Origin of the sequence: Bradyrhizobium sp. USDA 241 (genome assembly GCF_049739505.1) — a bacterium.
Classification (GTDB): domain Bacteria; phylum Pseudomonadota; class Alphaproteobacteria; order Rhizobiales; family Xanthobacteraceae; genus Bradyrhizobium; species Bradyrhizobium liaoningense.
In genome coordinates this window covers 1,935,921-1,957,017 of record NZ_JBMGPZ010000004.1, presented here as the reverse complement: position 1 = coordinate 1,957,017, position 21,097 = coordinate 1,935,921, and the positions used below count along the sequence as shown (strand labels likewise).

Below are 21,097 nucleotides of genomic sequence, written 5' to 3'. Positions count from 1 at the left end.
TTTCCTTCCCCAGGAGGCTTGCCCCCTCAACTACCCCAGAAGGTTGCGCCCTCACAACCGGCGGTCCGGGATGGCCGATCCCTGTTGACGGGAGACGCCCCCTCTGGAATGTCGCGACTGTGCCGGATAAATTCCGCCTCCACCAAAGACGCTGTTCGAGGGACCGCCGTGTCGAAATCTGCCTCCCGCGCCCGCCTGTTCGAAATCATCCGCCGGCGCTCATTCGGCCGCGGCGAGGTGACGCTCGCGTCGGGCCGCAAGAGCGATTTCTATTTCAACCTCAAGCCGACCATGCTCGACCCTGAAGGCGCGACGCTGCTCGCCGAGCTGACCTATGAGGCGCTCAAGGACGACCAGCTCGATTTCATCGGTGGGCTCGAGATGGGCGCCGTGCCGCTCGCCGGCGCGCTGGCGCAGATCTCCTGGATCAAGGGCCATCCGATCGCGGCCTTCTTCGTGCGCAAGAAGCCGAAAGAACACGGCGCCAAGCTCGCGATCGAAGGCCTGCCCAAGGGCGAGACGCTGGCGGGCAAACGCGTCGTGATCGTCGAGGACGTCACCACCACGGGCGGTTCGGCGATGAAGGCGGTGGAATCGGTGCGCGAGGCCGGCGCCAATGTGGTGCTGGTGCTCACCATGGTCGACCGCGAGGAAGGCGCCACCGACACCTTCGGTGCGGCCGGCCTGCCGTTCCGCTCGCTGTACAAGGCGTCGGAGTTCCTGAAGGCGTAAGAGGACGAGGCATTCTCCGCCGACATGCCCGAGCGTGCCCCGGGAGCAACGCCGTCCGTGAAAGCTGCGCGCGGCCATAAAGAGATCACCGCCTCGTCTTGAAACCGCCTCCACGCAACAGCTCATTTACCATCGCGCATTACGGTGAATCGTGTGCTTGAGACCGCGAGCGGTCCTGGCCGGTTCCATAGCGTCGGGTGGAGTGAGCTGTGCGTACAGAGTTGTCCCATACGCAGCGTCGCGCGATGCTCGCAGCCGTCATGGTTGCGGTTCCCATGCTTGCGGCCCCGGCCCCGGTTTCGGCCGAAGGCCTGTTCGACTTCCTGTTCGGCGGAATGCAACGGCCGCAGCCACAGCAGCCGAACTCCTACTCCGATCCCTTCACAGGCCAGCAGAATCCGCAATATGTGCCGCCGACACGCTCGGCCGCAGCCGGCGGCTCGGGCCCGGCTTTCTGCGTGCGCAGCTGCGATGGCAAATATTTCCCGCTGATGCGGGGCATGGTCTCACCAGCGCAGATGTGTCAGGCTTTCTGCCCCGCCACCGCCACGAAGGTCTATTTTGGATCCAGCATCGACGGTGCCTATTCGCAGACCGGCGAGCGCTACGCCGACAGCGAGAACGCGTTCGCCTATCGCAAGGCGCTGCGCGCCGACTGCACCTGCAACGGCCGTGATCCGGTCGGCCTTGCCCCGGTCGATCTTGCGCTGGATTCGTCGCTGAAGGCCGGCGACGTGATTGCCACCACCGACGGCCTCGTCGCCTATACCGGCATCCGCGTCGGCAACGACCAGGCCGCGGACTTCACCCCGGTTGCCTCCTATCCCGGCCTCACTGCCCAGGTCCGCGCGCGCCTCGGCGAGATGAAAGTGGCGCCGGTGCGGGCAGAGACGGTGTCGACGGACGCCCCGGCCCCCGCCGAGATCGTGCGCGAGGTGCTGCCTGACGTGACGGTGCCAAAAACGGCCGCCAAGCCGGCGAAGCGCGCGGGGCTGGATTGATCTCGCGTCCCGGGCGCGCTGCGCTTTGTCCGGGGCACGGGCGGTCACCTCCCGATAATCACCCCGATCACGTTCGGCGCTGCCAAATATTTCTCCTCGATCGCCGCACGCGCGGCGGCGCGGTTTTCCGGCGTCAAGAGGCCGCGCTTCTCGGCCAAGATCATCCAGCAAAAGCCCCACCAATCGGTCAGCATGCCCGCTTCGTCGACAAGGTCGTAACCCTGCTCGGCCGCGAAGATGCGCGCATGGGCCTCGTCCAGCGTGTCGAGAAACAGATGGTCCTCGGTCGAGAACAGATCGTCGCTGATGTCGTCGATGGTGTAGCCCCAGATCGACTGGCACACCGCGTTGAATTCGCGATCGAACTGGTCGTCATCGACGGCGTAGCGCCGGGCCGCCTGATGCAGCCGTGACAGCGAGCGCGCGAAATCGGCGATCCGGGTAAGGGCAAATTGGTCGAAGGCAACGGTGGACATGTAGTCCTCGCAAAGTCGGACAGACGCTAGATATTGTGTCGGCGAAGCGCCGAATCACAATGATATATCAAAGACTTGCTAAAGTGTTCTTAATTTGTTCCAGGGAAATGGTGCGCCGGTCCTGGCGAATCCCGAATCGGAAGGGGCCGCCTCGCAGCGGCCCCCTGCCGGTTACAATCTTGTTCGGGATGAGAAATTCCAGCCCCGGCAAGCGTGATGTTAGAACCGGCAACGGGCCTGGGCGATTCCGGAAGAGTACTGGATGTAGCGCTGTCCTAATTTGGGCCGGGATCTCAATAGCAGCGCGACGCCGCGATGGCGTGGACCCGACGGTCGCCGAGCAGATGGGCGACGAAGCCGTTCCTCGGAAAGATCCTGGCGAAGGCAGCGTCGCGGATGCTGAGGCCGCCGGCATAGGCGCCGAAGGCGGGCATCACGGCACGCATCCCGTCACTGGCGAAACAGCGGCGCTCCATCGAGCGACCGCGCGCGGAGACGCGCGCCTTCGGATGCAGATGGCCGGCGATCTCGCCGCTTGCGCCGGTCGGCTCGTGGCGGAAGGTGATCGGGCCGATCGTGACTTCGTCCGCGACGGTGCCGCCGAGATCGCGCGGCAGCATGGGATCGTGATTGCCTGAGATCCAGATCCAGTCGCGGCCGCCCTGGAGCGCCGCGACGGCATTGCGGTCGTCGGGCGACAGGCGCTCATGCGCGGTGCGGTCATGAAAGCTGTCACCGAGCGCGACGACGATTCGCGGATCATGGCGGGCGATGACGGCGGCGAGCCGGCCGAGCGTCGCGAAGGTATCGTAAGGCGGCAGCAGCACGCCGCGCATCGCGAAGCTCGAACCCTTTTCCAGATGCAGGTCGGAGACGACGAGCAGCCGCTGCTCTTCCCAGAACAGCGCGCCGGAGAGATCGGCGTGCAGCGCGATGCCTGCGACGTCAACGTGCCACGTCGAAGTTATCGATACCGCTACATTCTCCGTCATGGCCGGGCTTGTCCCGGCCATCCACGTTCTTGCCGCAGAGACAAGGACGTGGATGCCCGGGACAAGCCCGGGCATGACGTGGAGAGAATTGAGCCCCCAAAAAACATTGCTGCAACAGTCTAAGACATCGCCTCTTTGACGAGTTCGTCGGCCGCTTCGGCCAGGAGCTCGTCTGCAGCTTCGCCATAGACTGACTCGCGGCCGATTTCCAGCATCACGGGGACGGCCAGCGGGGAAACGCGGTCGAGTTCCCGGTGCGTGATGCGGCCGTGGATTCGGGCGAGCATGTCGCCGAGGCGGCGCAGGTCGAGCAGGCCGGTGGCGGCATCGGCACGCGCGGCGCGCAGCAGCACGTGATCGGCCTGGTGCTTGCGCAGCACGTCGTAGACGAGATCGGTCGAGAACAGCACCTGACGACGGCTCTTCTCTTCGCCGGTGTGGCGGCGCGCGATCAGGCCGGAGATGATGGCGCAGTTGCGGAACGTGCGCTTCATCAGCGCGGATTCGGCGAGCCAGGCCTCGAGGTCGTCGCCGAGCATATCGGAGTCGAACAGCGCGTCGAGGTCGATCCGGCCGTCCCGGATCATAAACGAGAGATCGCCGAGCGCCCAGATCGCCACGGCATATTCGTTGGCGACGAAGCCGAGCGGCCGCGCGCGGGCGCGCTCCAGCCGGCGCGTCAGCAGCATGCCGAGGGTCTGATGCGCGACACGCCCCTCGAAGGGATAGCAGACCAGATAATGCTTGTTGGCGCGTGGAAAGCTCTCGACCACGAGCTCGCGCACCGCCGGCACGCGCGAGACGTCCTTCTGCAGCGAGAGCCAGTCGCGCACCTGCTCCGGCAAGCCGCCCCATGCGCGGCCATCATCGAGCAGGCGGCGCACGCGCTCGGCGAGATAGGTCGAGAGCGGAAACTTGCCGCCCATATAGGACGGCACCTTCGGGTCCTTGTCATGCGCGCGCGAGACATAGACCTGGTCCTCGACCAGGGTCTCGTAGCGCACCACCTCGCCTGAGAACACGAAGGTATCGCCGGGGCTGAGGCCCTCGATGAAGGCCTCCTCGATCTCACCGAGCAGCCTGCCGCCGCGCGCGATCACCCCGGTCGAGCCGCCTGCCTTTCCCTGGCCGCCGCCGCGCGAGCGCACCAGCCGCACCTTCAGCATGTCGTCCTCGACGATGGTGCCGACATTCATGCGGTAGCTCTGCCGCACCTTTGGATTGGCGACGCGCCAGCGGCCCTCCTTGTCCTGCTTGATGCGGGCGAAGCGCTCATAGGTCTTCAGCGCGTAACCGCCGGAGGCGACGAAATCGACGACATCGTCGAAATCCTGCCGCGACAGGTCGGCGTAGGGCGCAGCGGTGCGGACCTCGCGGTAGAGATCATCGGCAAGGAACGGCTCGCCGCAGGCGCAGCCGAGCACGTGCTGGGCCAGCACGTCGAGCGCCCCCAGGCGCAGCGGCGGCGTGTCCTGCGCGTTCTCCGCAATGGCATCGATGGCGACGCGGCACTCCAGCACCTCGAAGCGGTTGGCCGGCACCAGCACCGCGCGCGAAGCTTCATCGAGGCGGTGATTGGCGCGGCCGATGCGCTGCATGAGGCGCGAGGAGCCCTTGGGCGCACCGATATTGACCACGAGATCGACATCGCCCCAGTCGACCCCGAGGTCGAGCGAGGAGGTGCAGACCACGCCGCGCAGTCTGCCCGCCGACATGGCGTCCTCGACCTTGCGGCGCTGGGCGACGTCGAGCGAACCGTGATGAAGCGCGATGGCAAGGCCGTCGTCGTTCATGCTCCAGAGATTCTGGAACAGCATCTCGGCCTGGCTACGGGTGTTGACGAAGACCAGCGTGGTCTTGTTCGCCTTGATCAGCTCGTAGATTTCAGGGAGCGCGTGGCGCGCGCTGTGGCCGGCCCAGGGCAGCCGCTCGCGCGTATCGAGCATCTCGACCACGGGCGGCGCGGCGCCGCCGGCGACGACGAGATCGGCGGCGGCTTCCTTGCCGTCGGGCTGCGGCACCAGGAAGCGCGCGAGCTGATCCGGCTCGGCCACGGTCGCCGACAGGCCGATCGCGCGCATCTGCGGCGCGAGGCGCCAGAGCCGCGCGAGCCCGAGCGAGAGCAGATCGCCGCGCTTGGACGTCACCAGCGCATGCAGCTCGTCGAGCACGATACGCTTCAGGGAGGAAAACAGGAACGGCGCGTCGTCGGAGGAGAGCAGCAGCGCGAGCTGCTCGGGCGTCGTCAGCAACACCTCCGGCGGATAGCGCCGCTGCCGCTGCCGCCGCGACACCGGCGTGTCGCCGGTTCGGGTCTCGACCTTGATCGGCAGCGCCATCTCCGCGATCGGCCGCTCCAGATTGCGCGCGATGTCGACGGCGAGCGCCTTGAGCGGCGAGATGTAGAGGGTGTGCAGGCCGCCGGCGCGTTGCACGCTGCGGCCGGTGGAGACGAGGTTCTTCTTCGCGCCCGCGTCCCGTTCGAGCGACAGCGCCGACAGCTCCACCAGCGTCGGCAGAAACCCGGCGAGCGTCTTGCCGGCGCCGGTCGGAGCAATCAGGAGCGCCGAGCGGTCCTCGCGCGCCTTTTCCAGCAGCGCCAGCTGATGCGCGCGCGGCGACCAGCCGCGGGCTGCGAACCACGCCTGAAAGCGATCCGGCAGCAGCGCGGCCGGCTCGGCCGATGTTTGGAGGATACGGGGCGGCACAGCATGACAGGTAAGCCGCAGGAGTGGATTCGTCGAGGGGTGGCCCTTCCCGCCTGCGGCGAGAAGGGCACGAGGTCTCATGCCCCGGTCGGCACCTGGTCCAGAAATCCGGTCACGCGGCTGATGCGCCCGTCCTTCAGCACGGCAAAATCGGTGCCCTTGATCGGGCTGTCGGCGCCGTCAGGACCAAGTCCCCACGAAAAGCGGATGTGATCGCCGTAGCCGTCAGGCTCGCCGATCAGCTTGAACCTGAAATCGGGAAAGCGCTGCTGCACGCCCGCGATCAGCGCCTCGATGCCGTCTCGGCCGTCGCCCTTCATCAAGGGATCGACATAGCTCGCATCCGTGGTCCAGCTTTCGCTGAGCAGCTCGCGACGTCGGCCGGCCGTGCGCTCGTTCCAGAGCTCGATGTAGCGGTGGGCGATGGTGGTGGGGTCGGTCATGCTGCTCTCCTTCGATGGTGCCGTGTTCGGCCGACCGTCACTCTCGAAGGTTCACGCGCGCCGATCGATTACCTCGGAGATCATGCGCCCCAAAAAAGCAGAAGCGCGATGATCTTCTCATCGCGCTTCTGCCGCATCCTGATGCCGCGAAGACTACTTCGCCGCCGTCACCATGATCTCGACGGTGTATTGCGGGGCAGCCAGCTTGGCTTCGACGGTGGCGCGCGCCGGGGTGTTGCCGGGCGACACCCAGGCGTCCCACACCGCGTTCATCTCGCCGAAGGTCTTCATGTCGGTGATGTAGATCGTTGCTGACAGCAGCTTCGACTTGTCGGTGCCGGCCTTGGCGAGGTGGCCGTCGATGGTCGCCAGGATGTCCTGGGTCTGCTTCGTCACGCTTTCGCCGGCCGCCTTGTTCGCGACGACGCCGGCGAGATAGACGGTGTTGCCGTGCACGACGACCTGGCTCATGCGCGGGCCAGTTTCAAAACGCTGAATGCTCATTGGGGATCTCCTGCTGGAATGGCGGCCCTGTCTAGCCCAGCACCTCGCGCTCTGCCACCCCGGGCACGCATGCGTCGCGTGCGGCGGATGCGTCACCGCCGATGCGTGCGTCGCTTTAAGGAAACTGGCTGAAGAACGTCCAGATCGTCTCGGCACCGTCGATGTCAGCGTTCTGCGGCCCCAGCAGGCCGGCGGCGACCTTCGGGAAGCGGGCATCCGGAGAAAATCCGGGCACGCGATGGCCGCCATGGTTGACACGATAGAGCACGACGTCGTGCCCCCGCGGACAGCGTGAGGAGATCCGCGTGACCGTGGAATGGTCTGCGGGCGCCCTGTCCGGCAAATCAGTCGTCTCGGCGTCATCGGTCTCGCAGCCATTGAGCCTGCGCCAGAATGCCAGCGTCTCGTCGGTCGACCAGAACCCGTCCGCGGCAAAATAGCTCGATCCGCGCCCGCCCTCGTAAGGGACCAGCAGGTCGGCGGTGCCGTTCATGAGCAGCATCGGGACCGGCCGCGACGGATGGCACGTGACGGCGGCCTCGTCGGTGAGATTCATGATCACACTCGCAGCTGCCGCAAACAAATCGGCGCGCGCGCAGGCCATGGTCATCGCCATGGCGCCGCCATTGGAGATGCCCGCGATGAAGACGCGCCTTGCATCGGCCGTGCCGTCGGCCACCAGCTTCTCGGCGAGCTTTGCGATGAAGCCGACGTCATCGGTACCTGCCGGCGGTCCACGCAGGGCGGGCCCCGCCTTCGTTCGCGCGTCCGCCCATGAATTGTTGAGCCCGTCCGGAAAGACCACGGCCAGGCCCTCGCGCTTTGCAACCTGCGGCCAGGCCGTCCGCGTGATCATGTCGGCGCCACGCTGGGTCTTGCCATGCAGCACGATCACGAGCGGTGCAGGCCTCTTGGCCGGCAGTTGCGCGGTGTAGGAGCGTTTCACGCCGTTGACGTCGATCGTATCGGCGGATGCAGCTGAAGCTGCCGCCAATGAAGCGGCCAGCGCCCCGATGCGCATCCATCGCCGCACGATCTAGTACCCACTTTTCTTGGAACGTGAGTCGTGATTCAAGGTCGGGATGATACCCGAAGCAAGAGAAGTCCACCTTTCGAGGAAAGATCGCAAGGTGCTTGAGGCGTGCTGTCGCTCACCGGTGACGTTGCAGCGCGATTTGAAGCGGGCGCGGATAGTTCTGTTGGCGGCGGATGGGCGCAGCACCCGGTCGATCGCCAAGGAAGTTGGGGTCCAGCCGCGGATTGTCAGCCTTTGGCGGCATCGCTATGCCGACCATGGCCTTGAAGGGCTGCAAGACAAGCCGCGGCCTGGCAAGCAGCCGATCTATACGAAGACGACCGACAAGCGGATTCTGAAGCTGCTGGATAAGCCGCCACCGCAAGGGTTTGCGCGCTGGACCGGCCCCCTGCTGGCCGAGGCGCTGGGCGATGTCGATGTCCAATATGTCTGGCGGTTCCTGCGCAGCCACAAGATTGACCTGGTGGCTCGCAAGTCCTGGTGCGAGAGCAACGACCCGAACTTTACGGCCAAAGCCGCCGATGTTGTCGGCCTCTATGTCGCGCCGCCGGCGAAGGCCATTGTGCTGTGCGTGGACGAGAAGCCCTCGATCCAGGCTTTGGAGCGAGCGCAGGGTTATCTGAAGTTGCCCAATGGCCGCGCCTTGACCGGCCAAAGCCACGATTACAAGCGGCATGGCACCACAACATTGTTTGCGGCGCTCGAAGTCGCCACCGGAAAGATCATCGCGACCCATTCAAAACGCCGGCGCCGCGTCGAGTTTCTCGATTTCATGAACAGCGTCACCGCGGCTTTTCCGAACCGCAAGCTTCACGTCATCCTCGACAACCTCAACACCCATAAAAAGAACGAGGACTGGCTCAAGGCCCACCCCAACGTGCAATTTCATTTCACGCCGACAAGTGCGTCATGGCTCAATCAGGTCGAAGTATGGTTTTCCATCTTGCAGGGGCAGTCGCTCAGCGGCACCTCCTTCACGAGCCTCAAGCAGCTTCAGGAACACATCGATGCCTACGTCAACGCATACAACGACAGAGCCGAGCCCTTCGTCTGGACCAAGAAAAAGGTCCGTCAACGCCGTTTCAAAGGCCGCCGTATCACTCAGCTCTGATTCCGGGTACTAGCCCACCGCTTTGGCGGCGGCACGGCCCGCATTGCGGCCCGAGAACAGGCAGCCGCCAAGAAAAGTGCCCTCCAGCGAGCGGTAGCCATGCACGCCGCCGCCACCGAAGCCGGCGGCCTCGCCGACGGCGTAGAGGCCGGGAATGACGCGGCCCTCTTCCCCGAAGACCCGGGAGTCGAGATCGGTCTCGAAGCCGCCCAGCGTCTTGCGGGTGAGGATGTTGAGCTTCACCGCGATCAGCGGCCCATGCGCGGGATCGAGGATGCGGTGCGGGGAGGCGGTGCGGATCAACTTGTCGCCGATGTAGCGGCGCGCATTGTGGATGTTCATGACCTGCGCATCCTTGACGTAAGGATTGGCGATCTCGCGGTCGCGCGCCTCGATCTGCATCTTGATGTGCTCGAACCTCAGGAGATCGCTGCCGGCGAGCTTGTTCATGGCCGCAACGAGCTCATCGAGCTTGTCGCGGACGATGAAGTCGATACCATGGCTCTTGAACGCCTCCACCGGCGCCGGCGCGCCCTTGTTGGTGGCACGGCGCAAGGTCATGCGCCAGCTCTTGCCGGTCAGGTCGGGGTTCTGCTCCGAGCCCGACAGCGCAAACTCCTTCTTGATGATGCTCTGGGTCAGGATGAACCAGGAATAATCATACCCTGTGGATGTGATGTATTTGAGCTGGCCAAGCGTGTCGGAGCCAGGGAACAGCGGCGCCGGCAGCCGTGTCCCCGTGGCGTCGAACCACATCGCCGACGGGCCGGGCAGGATACGGATACCGTGGCGCGGCCAGATCGGATTCCAATTCTGGATGCCCTCGACGTAGTGCCACATCCGGTCGCGATTGATCAGCCGCGCGCCGGTCTTTTCCGTGATGCCGGTCATGCGACCGTCGACATGCTCGGGCACGCCGGAGATCATGAATTTCGGCGGCTCACCCAGCCGCTTCGGCCAGTTCTGCCGCACCAGCTCATGATTGCCGCCGATGCCGCCGGAGGCGACGATCACGGCCTGAGCCTTCAGCGCAAACTCGCCGACGACGTTGCGGGAGGAGCTCTTGCCGCGCTCGATCGCATCGGGCGCAAGGACGGCGCCGCTGACGCCATCCACGGTGCCATTGGTGACCGAGAGCGCATCGACGCGATGGCGGAACCTGAAGCTCAGCCGGCCGCTTCTGGCGGCCTCGCGCGCGCGACGCTCGAACGGCTCGACGAGGCCGGGGCCGGTGCCCCAGGTGACGTGGAAGCGCGGCACCGAATTGCCGTGGCCCATCGCGTCGTAGCCGCCGCGTTCGGCCCAGCCGACCACGGGGAAGATGCGATGGCCCATCGCGCGCAGCCAGCCCCGCTTCTCGCCGGCCGCGAACGCCACATAGGCCTCGGCCCATTTTCGCGGCCAGAAATCCTCGTCGCGGTCGAATCCCGCCGTGCCGAGCCAGTCCTGCATGGCCAAGTCGAAGGAATCCTTGATGCCGAGCCGGCGCTGCTCCGGCGAATCGACCAGGAACAATCCGCCGAACGACCAGAACGCCTGCCCGCCGAGCGATTGCTCGCCTTCCTGGTCCACGACGATCACGCGCTTACCCGCGTCAGCGATCTCGGTGGCGGCAACGAGGCCCGAAAGTCCCGCGCCGACGACGATGACGTCTGCTTCCTCAGCCATGCATTTCCCCCTCCATGAGTTCCCCCTGTAGTTGCCCGGGATTGAAGCCAGCGGTTGCAACTGAGATCAAGGGTGTGGCGCGTAAGACCTCATTAACTTGTTCCGCTTTGGGATAGAGACCGGCCGAGTGCAGCGCGGACGCAACACTGGATTTGAATTTGTTTTGATCCAGCCGAGCTGCCTAGACAAAACCTTGGTTACGACAGACGCTAGCTGTGCATCACCACCTGACACGCAGATTCGAATTCGCTGGGGCGGGGACAATGAAGTTTCTGACGGGATTGCTTGCGGTGGTTGTCCTGATCGCGGGCATGGGGGCTTCTCACGCGGTGGTTCGGATCGCGGATGACCGCGGCGGCCGGATTGGAACCTACGTCGACAGATACCAGGACCTCAGGCAATCGGGCGAAACGGTCATCATCGACGGCCTCTGCGCCTCCGCCTGCACCATCGTCCTCGGCGCAATCCCGCACGACCGGATCTGCGTGACCTCGCATGCGACGCTCGGCTTCCACGCCGCCTGGGATTTCGGCTCCAACGGCCGCGCCGTCACCAATCCCGAAGCAACCCAGATGCTCTATGCGATGTATCCCTCGCAGGTGAAGCGCTGGATCGGCCAGCGCGGCGGGCTTACCCCACGCATGCTCTTCCTGAGGGGCAAGCAGCTCGAGGCCATGTACAAGCCCTGCTACCTGGACGCGCAGGCCTCGACGGCCAGGCCGTCGCGCCGGTCGCTCCCAAAAACCGAGCAGCTCGAATCCGCTCGGGGTCAGCTCCTTCACTGATATTCGCAGCCTGACGAGACCCTTTTGCGCCGCCGGCGGCGTCTTGCCCGCAGGCGGCGCAGAGCCTATCTGAAAGCCTGGGAACCGGGGCCTTCGTCCCGATCGTTGTCATGGCTCAACCACTGCATCCAGCGCATCGGCTATCGGACAATTCGCCCACTGCCGGCCGGATGCCATCCGTGCTGCTGTGGGCTGGCGCGGTAATCGGCAGTCTCGTTATGATCGGCGCACTGGCGCTCTGGTTCCACTATGGCAGCCAGGTGTTCTTCGAAATGATCAGGACCGGCTTTGCCGCCTGCTTCTGACCTGCGACAGGAAGTTTTCCGCCTATGAGTTCCGCTGCCCGTCCGCTGGTGATCGCGACCGCCTTCGCCGCAAGCCTGATTGTCGGGCTCCTGATCATGTTCTGGGCCATGGGCGGGCTGAGCAAGGTGGCGCAGCCGGCCGCGATCGGCGGGCCGTTCCAGCTGACGGACCAGAACGGCAAAGCCGTCACCGATAAGAGCCTCAAGGGCAAGCCGACCCTGATCTTCTTCGGCTACACCCATTGCCCCGACGTCTGCCCGACCTCCCTGTTCGAGATCTCGGAGGTGCTGCGCGTAATGGGCAAGGATGCCGACAAGATCAATGCCGTCTTCATCTCGGTCGATCCCGAGCGTGATACGCCGGCGACGATGAAAGATTATCTGTCGAGCTTCGATCCGCACCTCGAGGGCCTGTCCGGCGATCCCGCCGAGACCGCCAAGGTCATCAGCTCCTACCGCGTCTATGCCAAGAAGGTCCCGACCAAGGACGGCGACTACACCATGGACCACACCGCGCTGATCTATCTGATGGACCGCGACGGCCGCTTCGTCTCGCCGTTCAATTTGAAGCGGACGCCGGAGGAGGCGGCTGCGGAGTTGAAGAAGTATCTCTGAGGCCTGCGTTCGAGCTGCGCACTCTGCTGCACCTCTCCCGCTTGCTTTGCGGGAGAAGTCGCGCCGAGGGCGCGGGTGAGGGCTCTCTCCTCTAGGGCGCTCTCGCCCAGAGGAAACACCCTCTCCCCAGCCCTTCCCCGCAAGCGAGGGAGGGAGCGCAGCTTCGCCTTGGCCACATTCCGGGCTCGCGTTCCCGTCCGGATGGTCTATAAGGCCCTCCGATCCCAACGAAATTCATTCATTTCCGGCCGATGGCTTCATCGCAACAGGCGAAATCGTTCAAATCTGCCCTTGGCTTGCTGATGGGGTTGGCCGCCGCCGCGTGCCTGCTCACAGCCCTGCCCGCCGAGGCCCAGACGCCCGCCAAGCGGCCCCCAGCGGCGCCCCAGGCCACGCCACAGACCACCCCCCAGGCAGCCCCGCAGGCCGTGCCCGGCTTCTGGGATCCCCGTCGGCGCCCCGAACGGCCGGACCTGTCGCGCCTGACCGTGATCCGCTTTTTGACCGAGACCGACTATCCGCCGTTCAACTACACTGGCGCAGACGGCAACCCGGCCGGCTTCAACGTCGATTTCGCCCGCGCCCTGTGCGAGGAGATCAAGGTCACGTGCACGGTGCAGATGCGCCGCTTCGAGACGCTGGTGGACGCGCTCACCTCCAACCGGGGCGATGCCATCATCGCCTCGATGGCGGTGAGCCCGCAGCTGCGCGCCCGCGTCGACTTCACCGATCCGTATTACCGCGTGCCGGCGCGCTTCGTCTCGCGCAAGGACGCGGTGATGCCGGAGATCCGGCCCGAATATCTCGAGGGCAAGAAGGTCGGCGTCATCGCCGGCTCCGCGCATGAGGCCTACCTCAAGGCGATGTTCACCGACGCCGAACTGCATGCCTATCCCAGCGACGATGCGATGCGCGCAGCTTTGCGCAGGGGCGAGGTCGATTTCATCTTCGGCGACGCCATCTCGCTGGCGTTCTGGATCAACGGCACGGATTCCGGCGATTGCTGCGCCTTCTCCGGCGGCCCCTTCGTCGAGAGCCGCTTCTTCGGCGAAGGCATCGGCATCGCCGTGCGCAAGGGCAACGACGTGCTGCGCCAGGCCCTGAACTGGGCGATGTTCCGCGTCTGGGAAAAAGGCCGCTATACCGATCTGTGGCTGCGGTATTTCTCGGTGAGCCCGTTTTAGCCAGCGATCGTCATTCCGGGGCGTGCGAAGCACGAACTATGGTGCGCAGGTGCGCACCTGAGAATCTCGAGAATGTTGAATTGTCATTCCGGGATGGTCCGAAGGACCAGACCCGGAATCTCGAGATTCCGGGTTCGATGCTGGCGCATCGCCCCGGAATGACGATCAAGACCCATTTTTGCATTTGGCCCGGAAATCGCTATTTTCCGCGGCCCGGAGGCCCCTGATGTCCGTTATCGATCTTGCCGCGAACCCGAGCGACCTGCGTGCGCTCGCCGAACAATCCAACGCCTGGCCGTTCGAGCAGGCGAAGGCCATTGTCGCGCGGCTGAAGAAAAGCCCGAAGGACGAGGTGCTGTTCGAGACCGGCTACGGTCCCTCCGGACTGCCGCATATCGGCACGTTCGGCGAGGTCGCGCGCACCTCGATGGTGCGCCATGCCTTCCGCGTGCTGACCGAGGACAAGATCAAGACCCGCCTGCTCGCCTTCTCCGACGACATGGACGGCCTGCGCAAGGTGCCCGACAACGTGCAGAACAGGGCGCCGCTGGAGGCCAATCTCGGCAAGCCGCTGACGCGCGTGCCTGATCCCTTCGGTACGCATGACAGCTTCGGCGCGCACAACAATGCGCGGCTGCGCGCCTTCCTCGATCATTTCGGCTTCGATTACGAGTTCGCGAGCTCGACCGACTACTACACGTCGGGCCGCTTCGACGCGACTCTGCTGAAGATGCTCGCCGCCTACGACAAGGTCATGGCGATCATTCTGCCGACGCTGGGTCCCGACCGCCGCGCGACCTATTCGCCGTTCCTTCCGATCAGCAGGACAACCGGTGTCGTGCTGCAGGTACCGATGATCCGCCGCGACGTCGCGGCCGGCACGGTGACCTATGTCGATCCCGATACGAACCAGGAGGTCGAAACGCCCGTCACCGGCGGCAACGTCAAGTGCCAGTGGAAGGCCGACTGGGCGATGCGCTGGGTCGCGCTCGGCGTCGACTACGAGATGGCCGGCAAGGATCTGATCGATTCCGTGAAGCTGTCCGGCGCCATCGCCAGGGCGCTCGGCGCCACGCCGCCCGAAGGCTTCAACTACGAGCTCTTCCTCGACGAGAAGGGCCAGAAGATCTCGAAGTCGAAGGGTAACGGCCTCACCATCGACGAATGGCTGCGCTATGCCTCGCCGGAATCGCTGTCGCTGTTCATGTATCGCGAGCCGAAGGCGGCCAAGCGGCTCTATTTCGACGTCATCCCGCGCAATGTCGACGACTACCAGCAGTTCCTCGACGGCTTTGCCAAGCAGGACGGCAAGCAGCAGCTCGGCAATCCGGTCTGGCACATCCACAACGGCAAGCCGCCGATGGGTGACATGCCCGTCACCTTCCAGCTGCTCTTGACGCTGGTCTCGTCGTCGAACGCGGAGAATGCCGAGACGCTGTGGGGCTTCATCGGTCGCTATCGTCCCGGCGTGAGCCCGCAGACGCATCCGAAGCTCGACGCGATGGTGGGCTACGCCATTAACTACTATCGCGATTTCGTCGCGCCGACGAAGCAGTTCCGGGTGCCGACAGACAGCGAGCGCGCCGCGCTCCAGGATCTGCGCGATGCGCTGTCGCAATTGGCGCCGGACGCTTCGGCCGAGGACATCCAGAACGTCGTCTACGAGGTCGGCCGCCGCGAGCCGTTCCTCGACCAGGTCAAGAAGGGCAAGGACGGCCGCCCCGGCGTCACGCTCGACTGGTTCAACATGCTCTACCAGGTACTGCTCGGCCAGGAGAAAGGCCCGCGCTTCGGCTCCTTCGTCGCCGTGTACGGCGTGCAGAACGCCGTCAACATGATCGACGGCGCGCTGGCGCGGAGCGCGTAAGGCGCGTGCGGCCCGGATGGAGCGCGCGCCATCCGGGGCTTACACGGCCCCGGCGTGATGCCTCAGGTCGACCTCAGCACGTAGCGCCGGTTGTCCTTCTGCACCGGGCGCGCGTTCATCGGATAGAGCTTTGCGAACGCCGCGACGTCGGCGCTGGCGACCTGGATCGGGTCGGTCAGCAGCAGCCATTCCACCACCTCCGAGCAGGGCGGCGTCGTCAGCGAGCCGGGATAGTGGAAGTAGCCGAGCCGCTGCGGCAGCATGGCGCGAGGATCGATGCCGGCATCGGCCTTGACCGCCGGGCCTTCCGCCGCCGGCATGGTCTTGACGATCTTGCCGAAGGCCGGGTTCGGCTTGCCCTCGGCCATCAGCACGCCGACCACGGCGAGCCCGCCGGCCTCGCTGCGGTGGACGAAATGCGCCTCCATCGGAAAATTCTTGCCGCCGATCATGTGCTCGCTCGGGCGATGGAAGTGCACCTGAAGCAATTTGTACTTGACGTTGCCGAGCATCAAGCTGCTGCCTTCGGCGAAGTTGAGCTGGATCGTGTGCCCGTTGTTGACGATGGTGTCGGCGCCCTTGCCCCAGTTCAGTTTCAGAACGGGCAATTGCCCCGCGGGTCACTTCAAATTCCTCCGGGTGTGGTCAGTCAAATTCCTCCACCCGCGAGGCAGGACAAGGGACTGTTAGTTTGAGTTTGTTTCCCGGGCAAGAGCTTCAGCGGCTTCTTTGAGCCGATAGCTGCGTCCGTCGAACTCAAGCAGATGGCAATGATGCATAAGGCGATCGAGGATCGTCGTGCTCATAGTGTTGTCCCCAAGGTATGCCCCCCAATCCTGCACGACGCGATTGGAGGTGACGATGACGCTGCGGCGCAGTTTGTAACGCTGATGGATCAGGGTCTGCAGCAAAGTGCCGGCGTCGTCGGGGATGGCGCGTGCGAGGAATAGATCGTCCAGCACGAGGAGATCGCAGTCGATGATGGTTCGCAGCCGGACCTCGCGTTGTGCCGGAGAGTTCAGGGCGTAGCGGTGGAAGAAGTCGTCGGTCTCAAGATACTGGACCTTGTGGCTTTGCAGGATCGCCTGATAGGCAATCGCCTTGGCGATGTGCGACTTCCCGGTGCCAGGTTTGCCAACAAGCAGAGCGTTCTCGCCAGCGGCAATGAACGCCAGGGTGTGGAGCTGGAAGCAGGTCTGACGTGGCAGTTTGGGATTGAAGGACCAGTCGAACTCGGCGAGCGTCAGCTTTTCGTCGAGCCCGGATTGCTGGTATCGCCGCTCGATAAGACGGGACTGACGACGGTCCAGTTCATCCTGCAGGATAAGGGAGAAGGTCTCGAGGAAGGGCTGGTTGGCGCCCTGCGCCTGGAGCACGCGCGTCTGCAGCGTGTCGCGGACACCCGACAGGCGCAGCTGTCGTAGGCAACGCTCAATTTCCGGCATGGTCATCATGTGGCTAGGTCTCCAGTTTAAGGTGAGAAGGTGCAGCGGGAGCGCTCGTGGCGCCGGAGTTGGCCGGGGTTGCGCAGGCGACACGAGCGCGGATTGCCGTGGCGTGATCGTCGTGAGCCTCGGCCTGCCGACCATTGTCGTCGGCGTCGCGCCGCACAGCGCGGCTGAAGAGGTCGCCGTATTCCGCGGGGGTACGGATCAGCGGATGATCCTGGGTGAGCGGCGATGCCGGCTGTGGCGTCACTCCAACCTGCTCGATCGCCTGTTCGAACAACCGCTCGACGGTCGCACGCACGTGCTTGTAGCGGTAGATGCGGTTGTCGATGGCGTGCGCGCAGGCCTGCTCGACCAGCCGCGCCGGATACTTCCGGCCCAGCCCGACAATGCCCCACATCGCGCGCTGTCCGGGGCGCCCTTCGGTGTCGAACACCTGCTGGCACAAGGCCCTGGTCTGCGGTCCGATGCGCTCGGCGCTCGCCAGCAGCACGGCGGTTTGCCGCGACGGGTTGAACGGCCGTTCGCTGGTCGGCAGGACGACAGAACCGGGGTGCGCCATCCGGGAATGAACACGCAGCAGCGCACGGGTGTGGCGATCACGGATCTCGATCGTGGTGGTGTAGATGCGCACGACGACCTGGCTGCCGATCGGCGCGGGCCGCGCGGCGTAATAGCTGTTGTCGACGCGTACGGTGGTGTCGTCGCAGACAGTCCGGACGACTTCGGTGAAGATGCGGAAGGGAGCGACAGGCAGCGGCCGCAGGTGCGGCTTCTCTTCCTGGAACATCGCCTCGACCTGACGGCGCGTGCTGCCGTGGATGCGTTTGGAAGCCCAGTTCTCCTCCCAGTGCCTCAAGAACTCGTTTTGCGCCTCCAGCGTCTCGAAGCGCCGTCCGGCCAGCGCAGTGCCCTGGGTATGTTGAATCGCATTCTCGACGCATCCTTTCCGATTTGGATCGGCCACGCGCGCGGGATCGGCGACCACGGCGTAATGAGCCAGCATCGCGCTGTAAATCGGGTTGAGCTGGGGCTCGTACAAATCCGGCTTGAGGACGCCTTCCTTCAGGTTGTCGAGCACGACATAGCTGGGGACCCCGCCAAAATACCGGAACGCCTCTTCGTGGAGCTGCGCCCAGACTTGTTGGCTGGACTTCCAGACTACCCGCCGGAAGCTGCGCCGCGAGTAGCGTAGCGTCATCACGAACAGGCGGGGACGACGGTACCGCCCGCTCTTCGGATCAACCGTCGGCGCGCCCTCGCCATAGTCGACCTGAGCTTCCTCGCCGGGGAGGAACTCAAGACGATCAAACTGCTCAGGATCAGCGTGCCGCAACCGGCGCACAAACCGCTTGACACTCTGGTAGCTGGACGGAAAGCCAAATTGATCAACCAGGTCCTGGTAAATCGCCTGCGCGTTCCGCTTCAGCCGGACCTGTTCTTCGATCCACGTCCGATGCGCTTCGCAAGCCGAACGGGCCAGGCTGCTGGTGACCGTCGCTTCCGATGTCCCAAAAGCCGGTGGTCGGGGTGGAGGAATTTGGCCGTCCGCGCTCACCGAGCCGGTGGTCACTTCCCCGGGGGAATTTGCCTCCGCACCGGCCCGCAGCGCCTGATAACGCCGGATCGTCTTGCGATCGACACCCGTCAGCCGGTGAATCTCGCGCTGGCTGGTGTTGCGATCAAGTAATGTAAGTACGGTGCTTTGCAGATGTCGCTTCAAGACGTTCAACTCCCCGGCCCCTTGCTGGCTAAAGGGGTCGAACATAAACGTCCTGCCTGACCGGCTACTGCTGTTCAGCGGCGCTGACGGCGATCATCAGGTGGGGGAGTTTCAAGTGACCATACCCGGGGGATTTTGACCGACCCACGGGGTCCGAGAAGATACGCAGCACGTCGCGGAGCGTCGCGTCGGGCTGCTCCAAAAGGGCCATAAGCACGTTGCGCAGAATGTGCTCCATGCGCACCCCCCACGCGTCGGGCCACATCTTCTTAAAGACATCCATCATGCCCGAAGCGGCGAGGGCGATACGATCATCGCTGACGTGACGAAGGGGGTTGTACCCGTATGGCTGGGCTGGATCAGTCGCGTCCAGATAGATGACTCTATCCCGCTGCGATGCCGGAATGCGTGAAGCAACCCGAGCGACTAGGTCACCGTGCGGATCAATGAGAGCGAAGCCATTCCCCCGCTTGGCATCCTGCAGCGCCATAGTCTCGATCAGACTCGACTTACCGGTGCCAGTTTTGCCGATGATGTACATGTGCAAGAACCGGTCTTCCGTTTTGATCCCGAAGACGCGGTCGTCATTCCGAAAGTCGATGCGGGCAAAACGAATGGGTTCACGGGCCATATTCCGGCCATGGTGTCTTTGCCCGTCCCCCGCGACTAGACTGCTGATCTTGCCCAAATTCGCGGCTGGCTTTCGGCCGAAAACGATTCGAAAGGCTAAGCGAAAACTCCGCATCTTGGACTAGCCCGTCCTATTCGTGAGAGTGCGGCTTTTGGGCCCGATTGATGCGGCCGCACATCTTGTCTGACGAGGCGCACAGGATTGCCTTCGGCTTTTCGCCGCCTGACGACCGGTACTTTGCAACGCGCTTGAGGGATGGGTTGGGCGAACGGGGGCGGACGCCCCGCCGGTCAAGGACCGAGCGGCAGCAGCGCGCCGGGCAAGCCGCAGATCAGGTCGGCTTCGGGACATGCCGCGGCAAACGCAAGGCGAATGCGGCTCGTGGTCTCGACGACACGGGCGGCGATTTTCAAGAGCCGAAGACGCAGCGTCGCGAACTCGGCAGCGGCCAATTCCCGGGCTTTGGGAATGGCGTCGCGCACGGTCAGCATCAGCCAATAAGCGGCCGTATGGAGCACGAGACGGACCTGGTTGGCGAGCGCCGAACGGCAGCTGGTGCGATCGGAGGCGAGCTGCGTCTTATGCAGCTTGATCAGATTCTCGGCTTGGCCGCGCGCGCAATACAGGCTGTCGTAGATCCACTCGGCCGAGCCGACATCGAGGCTGGTGACGACGAAGCGGATGTCGAGGCCGAGCATCGTCGCCTCAATACGGGCGACAGTGCGCCGTTCGCGATCCCAGGACTTTGCCTTGTGGCGCGTCTCGGTATAGCCACGCAGAACCGGCAGGTTCTCGATGGCGCGTCGCGTGCGGATGTCGTCGGCGACCTCGTCGACTTTTCTGGCGAGAGGCTTGGTGCCGGACAGACCGAAGATGTAGTCGATGCCGTTGGTCTCGCACCACGCCATTGCCTCCGGCCGGGCATAGTGCCCGTCGCCACGGAACGTAATTTGCGTGTTGTGCCATCGCGTCCGGATATGCCGTACCAGGCGGCGCAGATGGGCACGCACCTCGACGCCGCCCGGCGTCTTGCCGGGCCGCAGCACGACGGCCACGGGCCGGCTCTTCTCCGTGTCGTAGACGTGGATCGGCAGGAAGCAGCGTTCGTCATAATGAGCGTTGAACAGCGAGAGCTGCTGATGGCCGTGGACGACGTCGCAGGTATCATCGATGTCGAGCGTGACGGATGCCGGCTCGCGCGGGTAGCTATCCATCCATGCGTCGACCAAAATGTAGGTCAGTCGGATCACGTCGCGCAGGCGCGGAGCATTCTCCAGCCGCGACAGCGTCGGCTGGGAACACAAATCCCGGCCCGTGTCCGGTAGGCGACCGCAGGCCAGCTTGAATGCCGGATCGGACCGCAGATGATCGAGGTCGTCGGCGTCCTCGTAGCCGCAGCAGATCGCGAACATGCGAGCGCGGAACATATCGACCAGGTTGTGCACGACCCGCGTCGGATCGCGCCGATCCGGGAACACCCGGGCCAGATTGTCGGCCAAGCCGAGACGCCGCTCGGCCATCGCCAGAAGGATCGCGCCCCCGTTCGAGGTCAGGCGACCGCCATCGAAGGCAGCCGTGACTTTCTTGGCGTGAACGGCTGGAAACGAGAAGGGCGGAATCGTATCATCGGTCATGGCGGGCGTGGCGTTCGCGGTTGAAGGTGATAGCGTTGGCTTCGCAACCGAATCCTACGCCGCATCAGCGCTTTACACCACGATCGCCAGCCTCTCAGGCGCACTCTTACGAATAAGACGGGCTAGGATCAATATTCATCAGTGTCACCTCATTTGCTGAAGCTGAGCTCTTCCAAATGAGGGGCGAGACGGGTGCGGGACGGCACGTCGAGTGATGGGCTGCGCGACTACGTT

General features: G+C 64.5%; 19 protein-coding genes and 1 pseudogene. 8 read left to right on the top strand and 12 right to left on the bottom strand.

Features of this window, described 5'->3' with window-relative positions; translation table 11 throughout:
- The first annotated feature begins 168 nt into the window (after window positions 1–168).
- Both pyrE and ABIF91_RS18955 read left to right on the top strand, forming a co-directional pair.
- On the top strand, window positions 169–732 hold the full coding sequence (gene pyrE, locus ABIF91_RS18960) for an orotate phosphoribosyltransferase (RefSeq protein WP_028176382.1): 564 nt from the start codon (window positions 169–171) through the stop codon (window positions 730–732).
- Between the two features lie 245 nt (window positions 733–977).
- Window positions 978–1,733, top strand: coding sequence for a DUF2865 domain-containing protein (locus tag ABIF91_RS18955; RefSeq protein ID WP_035669169.1), 756 nt, complete (start codon window positions 978–980; stop codon window positions 1,731–1,733).
- A 44-nt stretch (window positions 1,734–1,777) separates the two neighbouring features.
- On the opposite strand, the gene ABIF91_RS18950 is transcribed toward ABIF91_RS18955, so the two are convergent.
- The 6 genes from ABIF91_RS18950 to ABIF91_RS18925 all read right to left on the bottom strand — a co-directional run bounded on the left by ABIF91_RS18950 (window position 1,778) and on the right by ABIF91_RS18925 (window position 7,889).
- Window positions 1,778–2,209 (bottom strand): hypothetical protein, encoded by a 432-nt coding sequence (locus ABIF91_RS18950; protein ID WP_035669167.1) that lies wholly within the window; start codon window positions 2,207–2,209, stop codon window positions 1,778–1,780.
- Window positions 2,210–2,502: 293 nt separating this feature from the next.
- A complete protein-coding gene (gene pdeM / locus ABIF91_RS18945) occupies window positions 2,503–3,201 on the bottom strand; it encodes a ligase-associated DNA damage response endonuclease PdeM (RefSeq protein ID WP_050995119.1) in 699 nt (232 codons plus the stop codon).
- 119 nt (window positions 3,202–3,320) lie between these two features.
- Entirely contained in the window at window positions 3,321–5,909 is a 2,589-nt protein-coding gene (locus tag ABIF91_RS18940; RefSeq protein ID WP_424579375.1) for a ligase-associated DNA damage response DEXH box helicase, read from the bottom strand.
- A gap of 77 nt (window positions 5,910–5,986) precedes the next feature.
- On the bottom strand, window positions 5,987–6,352 hold the full coding sequence (locus ABIF91_RS18935; protein WP_028176386.1) for a nuclear transport factor 2 family protein: 366 nt from the start codon (window positions 6,350–6,352) through the stop codon (window positions 5,987–5,989).
- 153 nt (window positions 6,353–6,505) lie between these two features.
- Window positions 6,506–6,856: a RidA family protein gene (locus ABIF91_RS18930; protein WP_027575148.1), complete on the bottom strand. Its 351-nt coding sequence runs from the start codon at window positions 6,854–6,856 to the stop codon at window positions 6,506–6,508.
- 115 nt (window positions 6,857–6,971) lie between these two features.
- Window positions 6,972–7,889, bottom strand: coding sequence for an alpha/beta hydrolase family esterase (locus tag ABIF91_RS18925; RefSeq protein WP_028176387.1), 918 nt, complete (start codon window positions 7,887–7,889; stop codon window positions 6,972–6,974).
- A 49-nt stretch (window positions 7,890–7,938) separates the two neighbouring features.
- On the opposite strand from ABIF91_RS18925, the gene ABIF91_RS18920 reads away from it, so the two are divergent.
- A complete protein-coding gene (locus ABIF91_RS18920) occupies window positions 7,939–9,003 on the top strand; it encodes an IS630-like element ISRj1 family transposase (protein ID WP_026192128.1) in 1,065 nt (354 codons plus the stop codon).
- A gap of 9 nt (window positions 9,004–9,012) precedes the next feature.
- On the opposite strand, the gene ABIF91_RS18915 is transcribed toward ABIF91_RS18920, so the two are convergent.
- Entirely contained in the window at window positions 9,013–10,671 is a 1,659-nt protein-coding gene (locus ABIF91_RS18915; RefSeq protein ID WP_028176388.1) for an FAD-binding dehydrogenase, read from the bottom strand.
- A 263-nt stretch (window positions 10,672–10,934) separates the two neighbouring features.
- Here ABIF91_RS18915 and ABIF91_RS18910 point away from each other — a divergent pair, with 263 nt between their 5' ends.
- The 5 genes from ABIF91_RS18910 (at window position 10,935) to ABIF91_RS18890 (ending at window position 15,427) form a co-directional block, all read left to right on the top strand.
- On the top strand, window positions 10,935–11,456 hold the full coding sequence (locus tag ABIF91_RS18910; RefSeq protein ID WP_028176389.1) for a hypothetical protein: 522 nt from the start codon (window positions 10,935–10,937) through the stop codon (window positions 11,454–11,456).
- Between the two features lie 110 nt (window positions 11,457–11,566).
- A complete protein-coding gene (locus ABIF91_RS18905; RefSeq protein ID WP_028176390.1) occupies window positions 11,567–11,761 on the top strand; it encodes a hypothetical protein in 195 nt (64 codons plus the stop codon).
- A 24-nt stretch (window positions 11,762–11,785) separates the two neighbouring features.
- Window positions 11,786–12,376, top strand: a complete 591-nt coding sequence (locus tag ABIF91_RS18900; protein WP_028176391.1) for an SCO family protein — start codon at window positions 11,786–11,788, stop codon at window positions 12,374–12,376.
- Window positions 12,377–12,627: 251 nt separating this feature from the next.
- Complete coding sequence (locus ABIF91_RS18895; protein ID WP_035669149.1) at window positions 12,628–13,560, top strand: transporter substrate-binding domain-containing protein; 933 nt, start codon at window positions 12,628–12,630, stop codon at window positions 13,558–13,560.
- 226 nt (window positions 13,561–13,786) lie between these two features.
- The gene (locus ABIF91_RS18890; RefSeq protein WP_028176393.1) at window positions 13,787–15,427 is read left to right on the top strand and encodes a lysine--tRNA ligase; all 1,641 of its coding nucleotides are present in this window, start codon (window positions 13,787–13,789) and stop codon (window positions 15,425–15,427) included.
- Between the two features lie 62 nt (window positions 15,428–15,489).
- On the opposite strand, the pseudogene ABIF91_RS18885 reads toward ABIF91_RS18890, so the two are convergent.
- From ABIF91_RS18885 to ABIF91_RS18865, 5 genes and pseudogenes are all read right to left on the bottom strand, one after another.
- Window positions 15,490–16,038 (bottom strand): annotated as a pseudogene (locus ABIF91_RS18885) (carbonic anhydrase); the annotation flags it as partial.
- Between the two features lie 75 nt (window positions 16,039–16,113).
- Complete coding sequence (gene istB, locus ABIF91_RS18880; RefSeq protein WP_038952109.1) at window positions 16,114–16,881, bottom strand: IS21-like element IS1631 family helper ATPase IstB; 768 nt, start codon at window positions 16,879–16,881, stop codon at window positions 16,114–16,116.
- Window positions 16,882–16,885: 4 nt separating this feature from the next.
- Window positions 16,886–18,643 carry an IS21-like element IS1631 family transposase gene (gene istA / locus ABIF91_RS18875; protein ID WP_100214066.1) on the bottom strand — a complete coding sequence of 586 codons (1,758 nt, stop codon included), beginning with the start codon at window positions 18,641–18,643 and terminating at the stop codon, window positions 16,886–16,888.
- Window positions 18,644–18,662: 19 nt separating this feature from the next.
- Entirely contained in the window at window positions 18,663–19,229 is a 567-nt protein-coding gene (locus tag ABIF91_RS18870) for a hypothetical protein (protein ID WP_424579307.1), read from the bottom strand.
- A gap of 290 nt (window positions 19,230–19,519) precedes the next feature.
- Window positions 19,520–20,863, bottom strand: coding sequence for an IS1380 family transposase (locus tag ABIF91_RS18865; RefSeq protein ID WP_424578735.1), 1,344 nt, complete (start codon window positions 20,861–20,863; stop codon window positions 19,520–19,522).
- Window positions 20,864–21,097: the final 234 nt, after the last annotated feature.

Bases quoted from the DNA above. Each gene is read 5' to 3' on its own strand.
- ABIF91_RS18955 (WP_035669169.1), top strand. From the start codon at position 978: ATGCTCGCAGCCGTCATGGTTGCGGTTCCCATGCTTGCGGCCCCGGCC.
- ABIF91_RS18950 (WP_035669167.1), bottom strand. From the start codon at position 2,209: ATGTCCACCGTTGCCTTCGACCAATTTGCCCTTACCCGGATCGCCGAT.
- pdeM (WP_050995119.1), bottom strand. From the start codon at position 3,201: ATGACGGAGAATGTAGCGGTATCGATAACTTCGACGTGGCACGTTGAC.
- ABIF91_RS18935 (WP_028176386.1), bottom strand. From the start codon at position 6,352: ATGACCGACCCCACCACCATCGCCCACCGCTACATCGAGCTCTGGAAC.
- ABIF91_RS18930 (WP_027575148.1), bottom strand. From the start codon at position 6,856: ATGAGCATTCAGCGTTTTGAAACTGGCCCGCGCATGAGCCAGGTCGTC.
- ABIF91_RS18920 (WP_026192128.1), top strand. From the start codon at position 7,939: ATGATACCCGAAGCAAGAGAAGTCCACCTTTCGAGGAAAGATCGCAAG.
- ABIF91_RS18915 (WP_028176388.1), bottom strand. From the start codon at position 10,671: ATGGCTGAGGAAGCAGACGTCATCGTCGTCGGCGCGGGACTTTCGGGC.
- ABIF91_RS18910 (WP_028176389.1), top strand. From the start codon at position 10,935: ATGAAGTTTCTGACGGGATTGCTTGCGGTGGTTGTCCTGATCGCGGGC.
- ABIF91_RS18905 (WP_028176390.1), top strand. From the start codon at position 11,567: ATGGCTCAACCACTGCATCCAGCGCATCGGCTATCGGACAATTCGCCC.
- ABIF91_RS18900 (WP_028176391.1), top strand. From the start codon at position 11,786: ATGAGTTCCGCTGCCCGTCCGCTGGTGATCGCGACCGCCTTCGCCGCA.
- ABIF91_RS18895 (WP_035669149.1), top strand. From the start codon at position 12,628: ATGGCTTCATCGCAACAGGCGAAATCGTTCAAATCTGCCCTTGGCTTG.
- ABIF91_RS18890 (WP_028176393.1), top strand. From the start codon at position 13,787: ATGTCCGTTATCGATCTTGCCGCGAACCCGAGCGACCTGCGTGCGCTC.
- istB (WP_038952109.1), bottom strand. From the start codon at position 16,881: ATGATGACCATGCCGGAAATTGAGCGTTGCCTACGACAGCTGCGCCTG.
- istA (WP_100214066.1), bottom strand. From the start codon at position 18,643: ATGTTCGACCCCTTTAGCCAGCAAGGGGCCGGGGAGTTGAACGTCTTG.
- ABIF91_RS18870 (WP_424579307.1), bottom strand. From the start codon at position 19,229: ATGGCCCGTGAACCCATTCGTTTTGCCCGCATCGACTTTCGGAATGAC.
- ABIF91_RS18865 (WP_424578735.1), bottom strand. From the start codon at position 20,863: ATGACCGATGATACGATTCCGCCCTTCTCGTTTCCAGCCGTTCACGCC.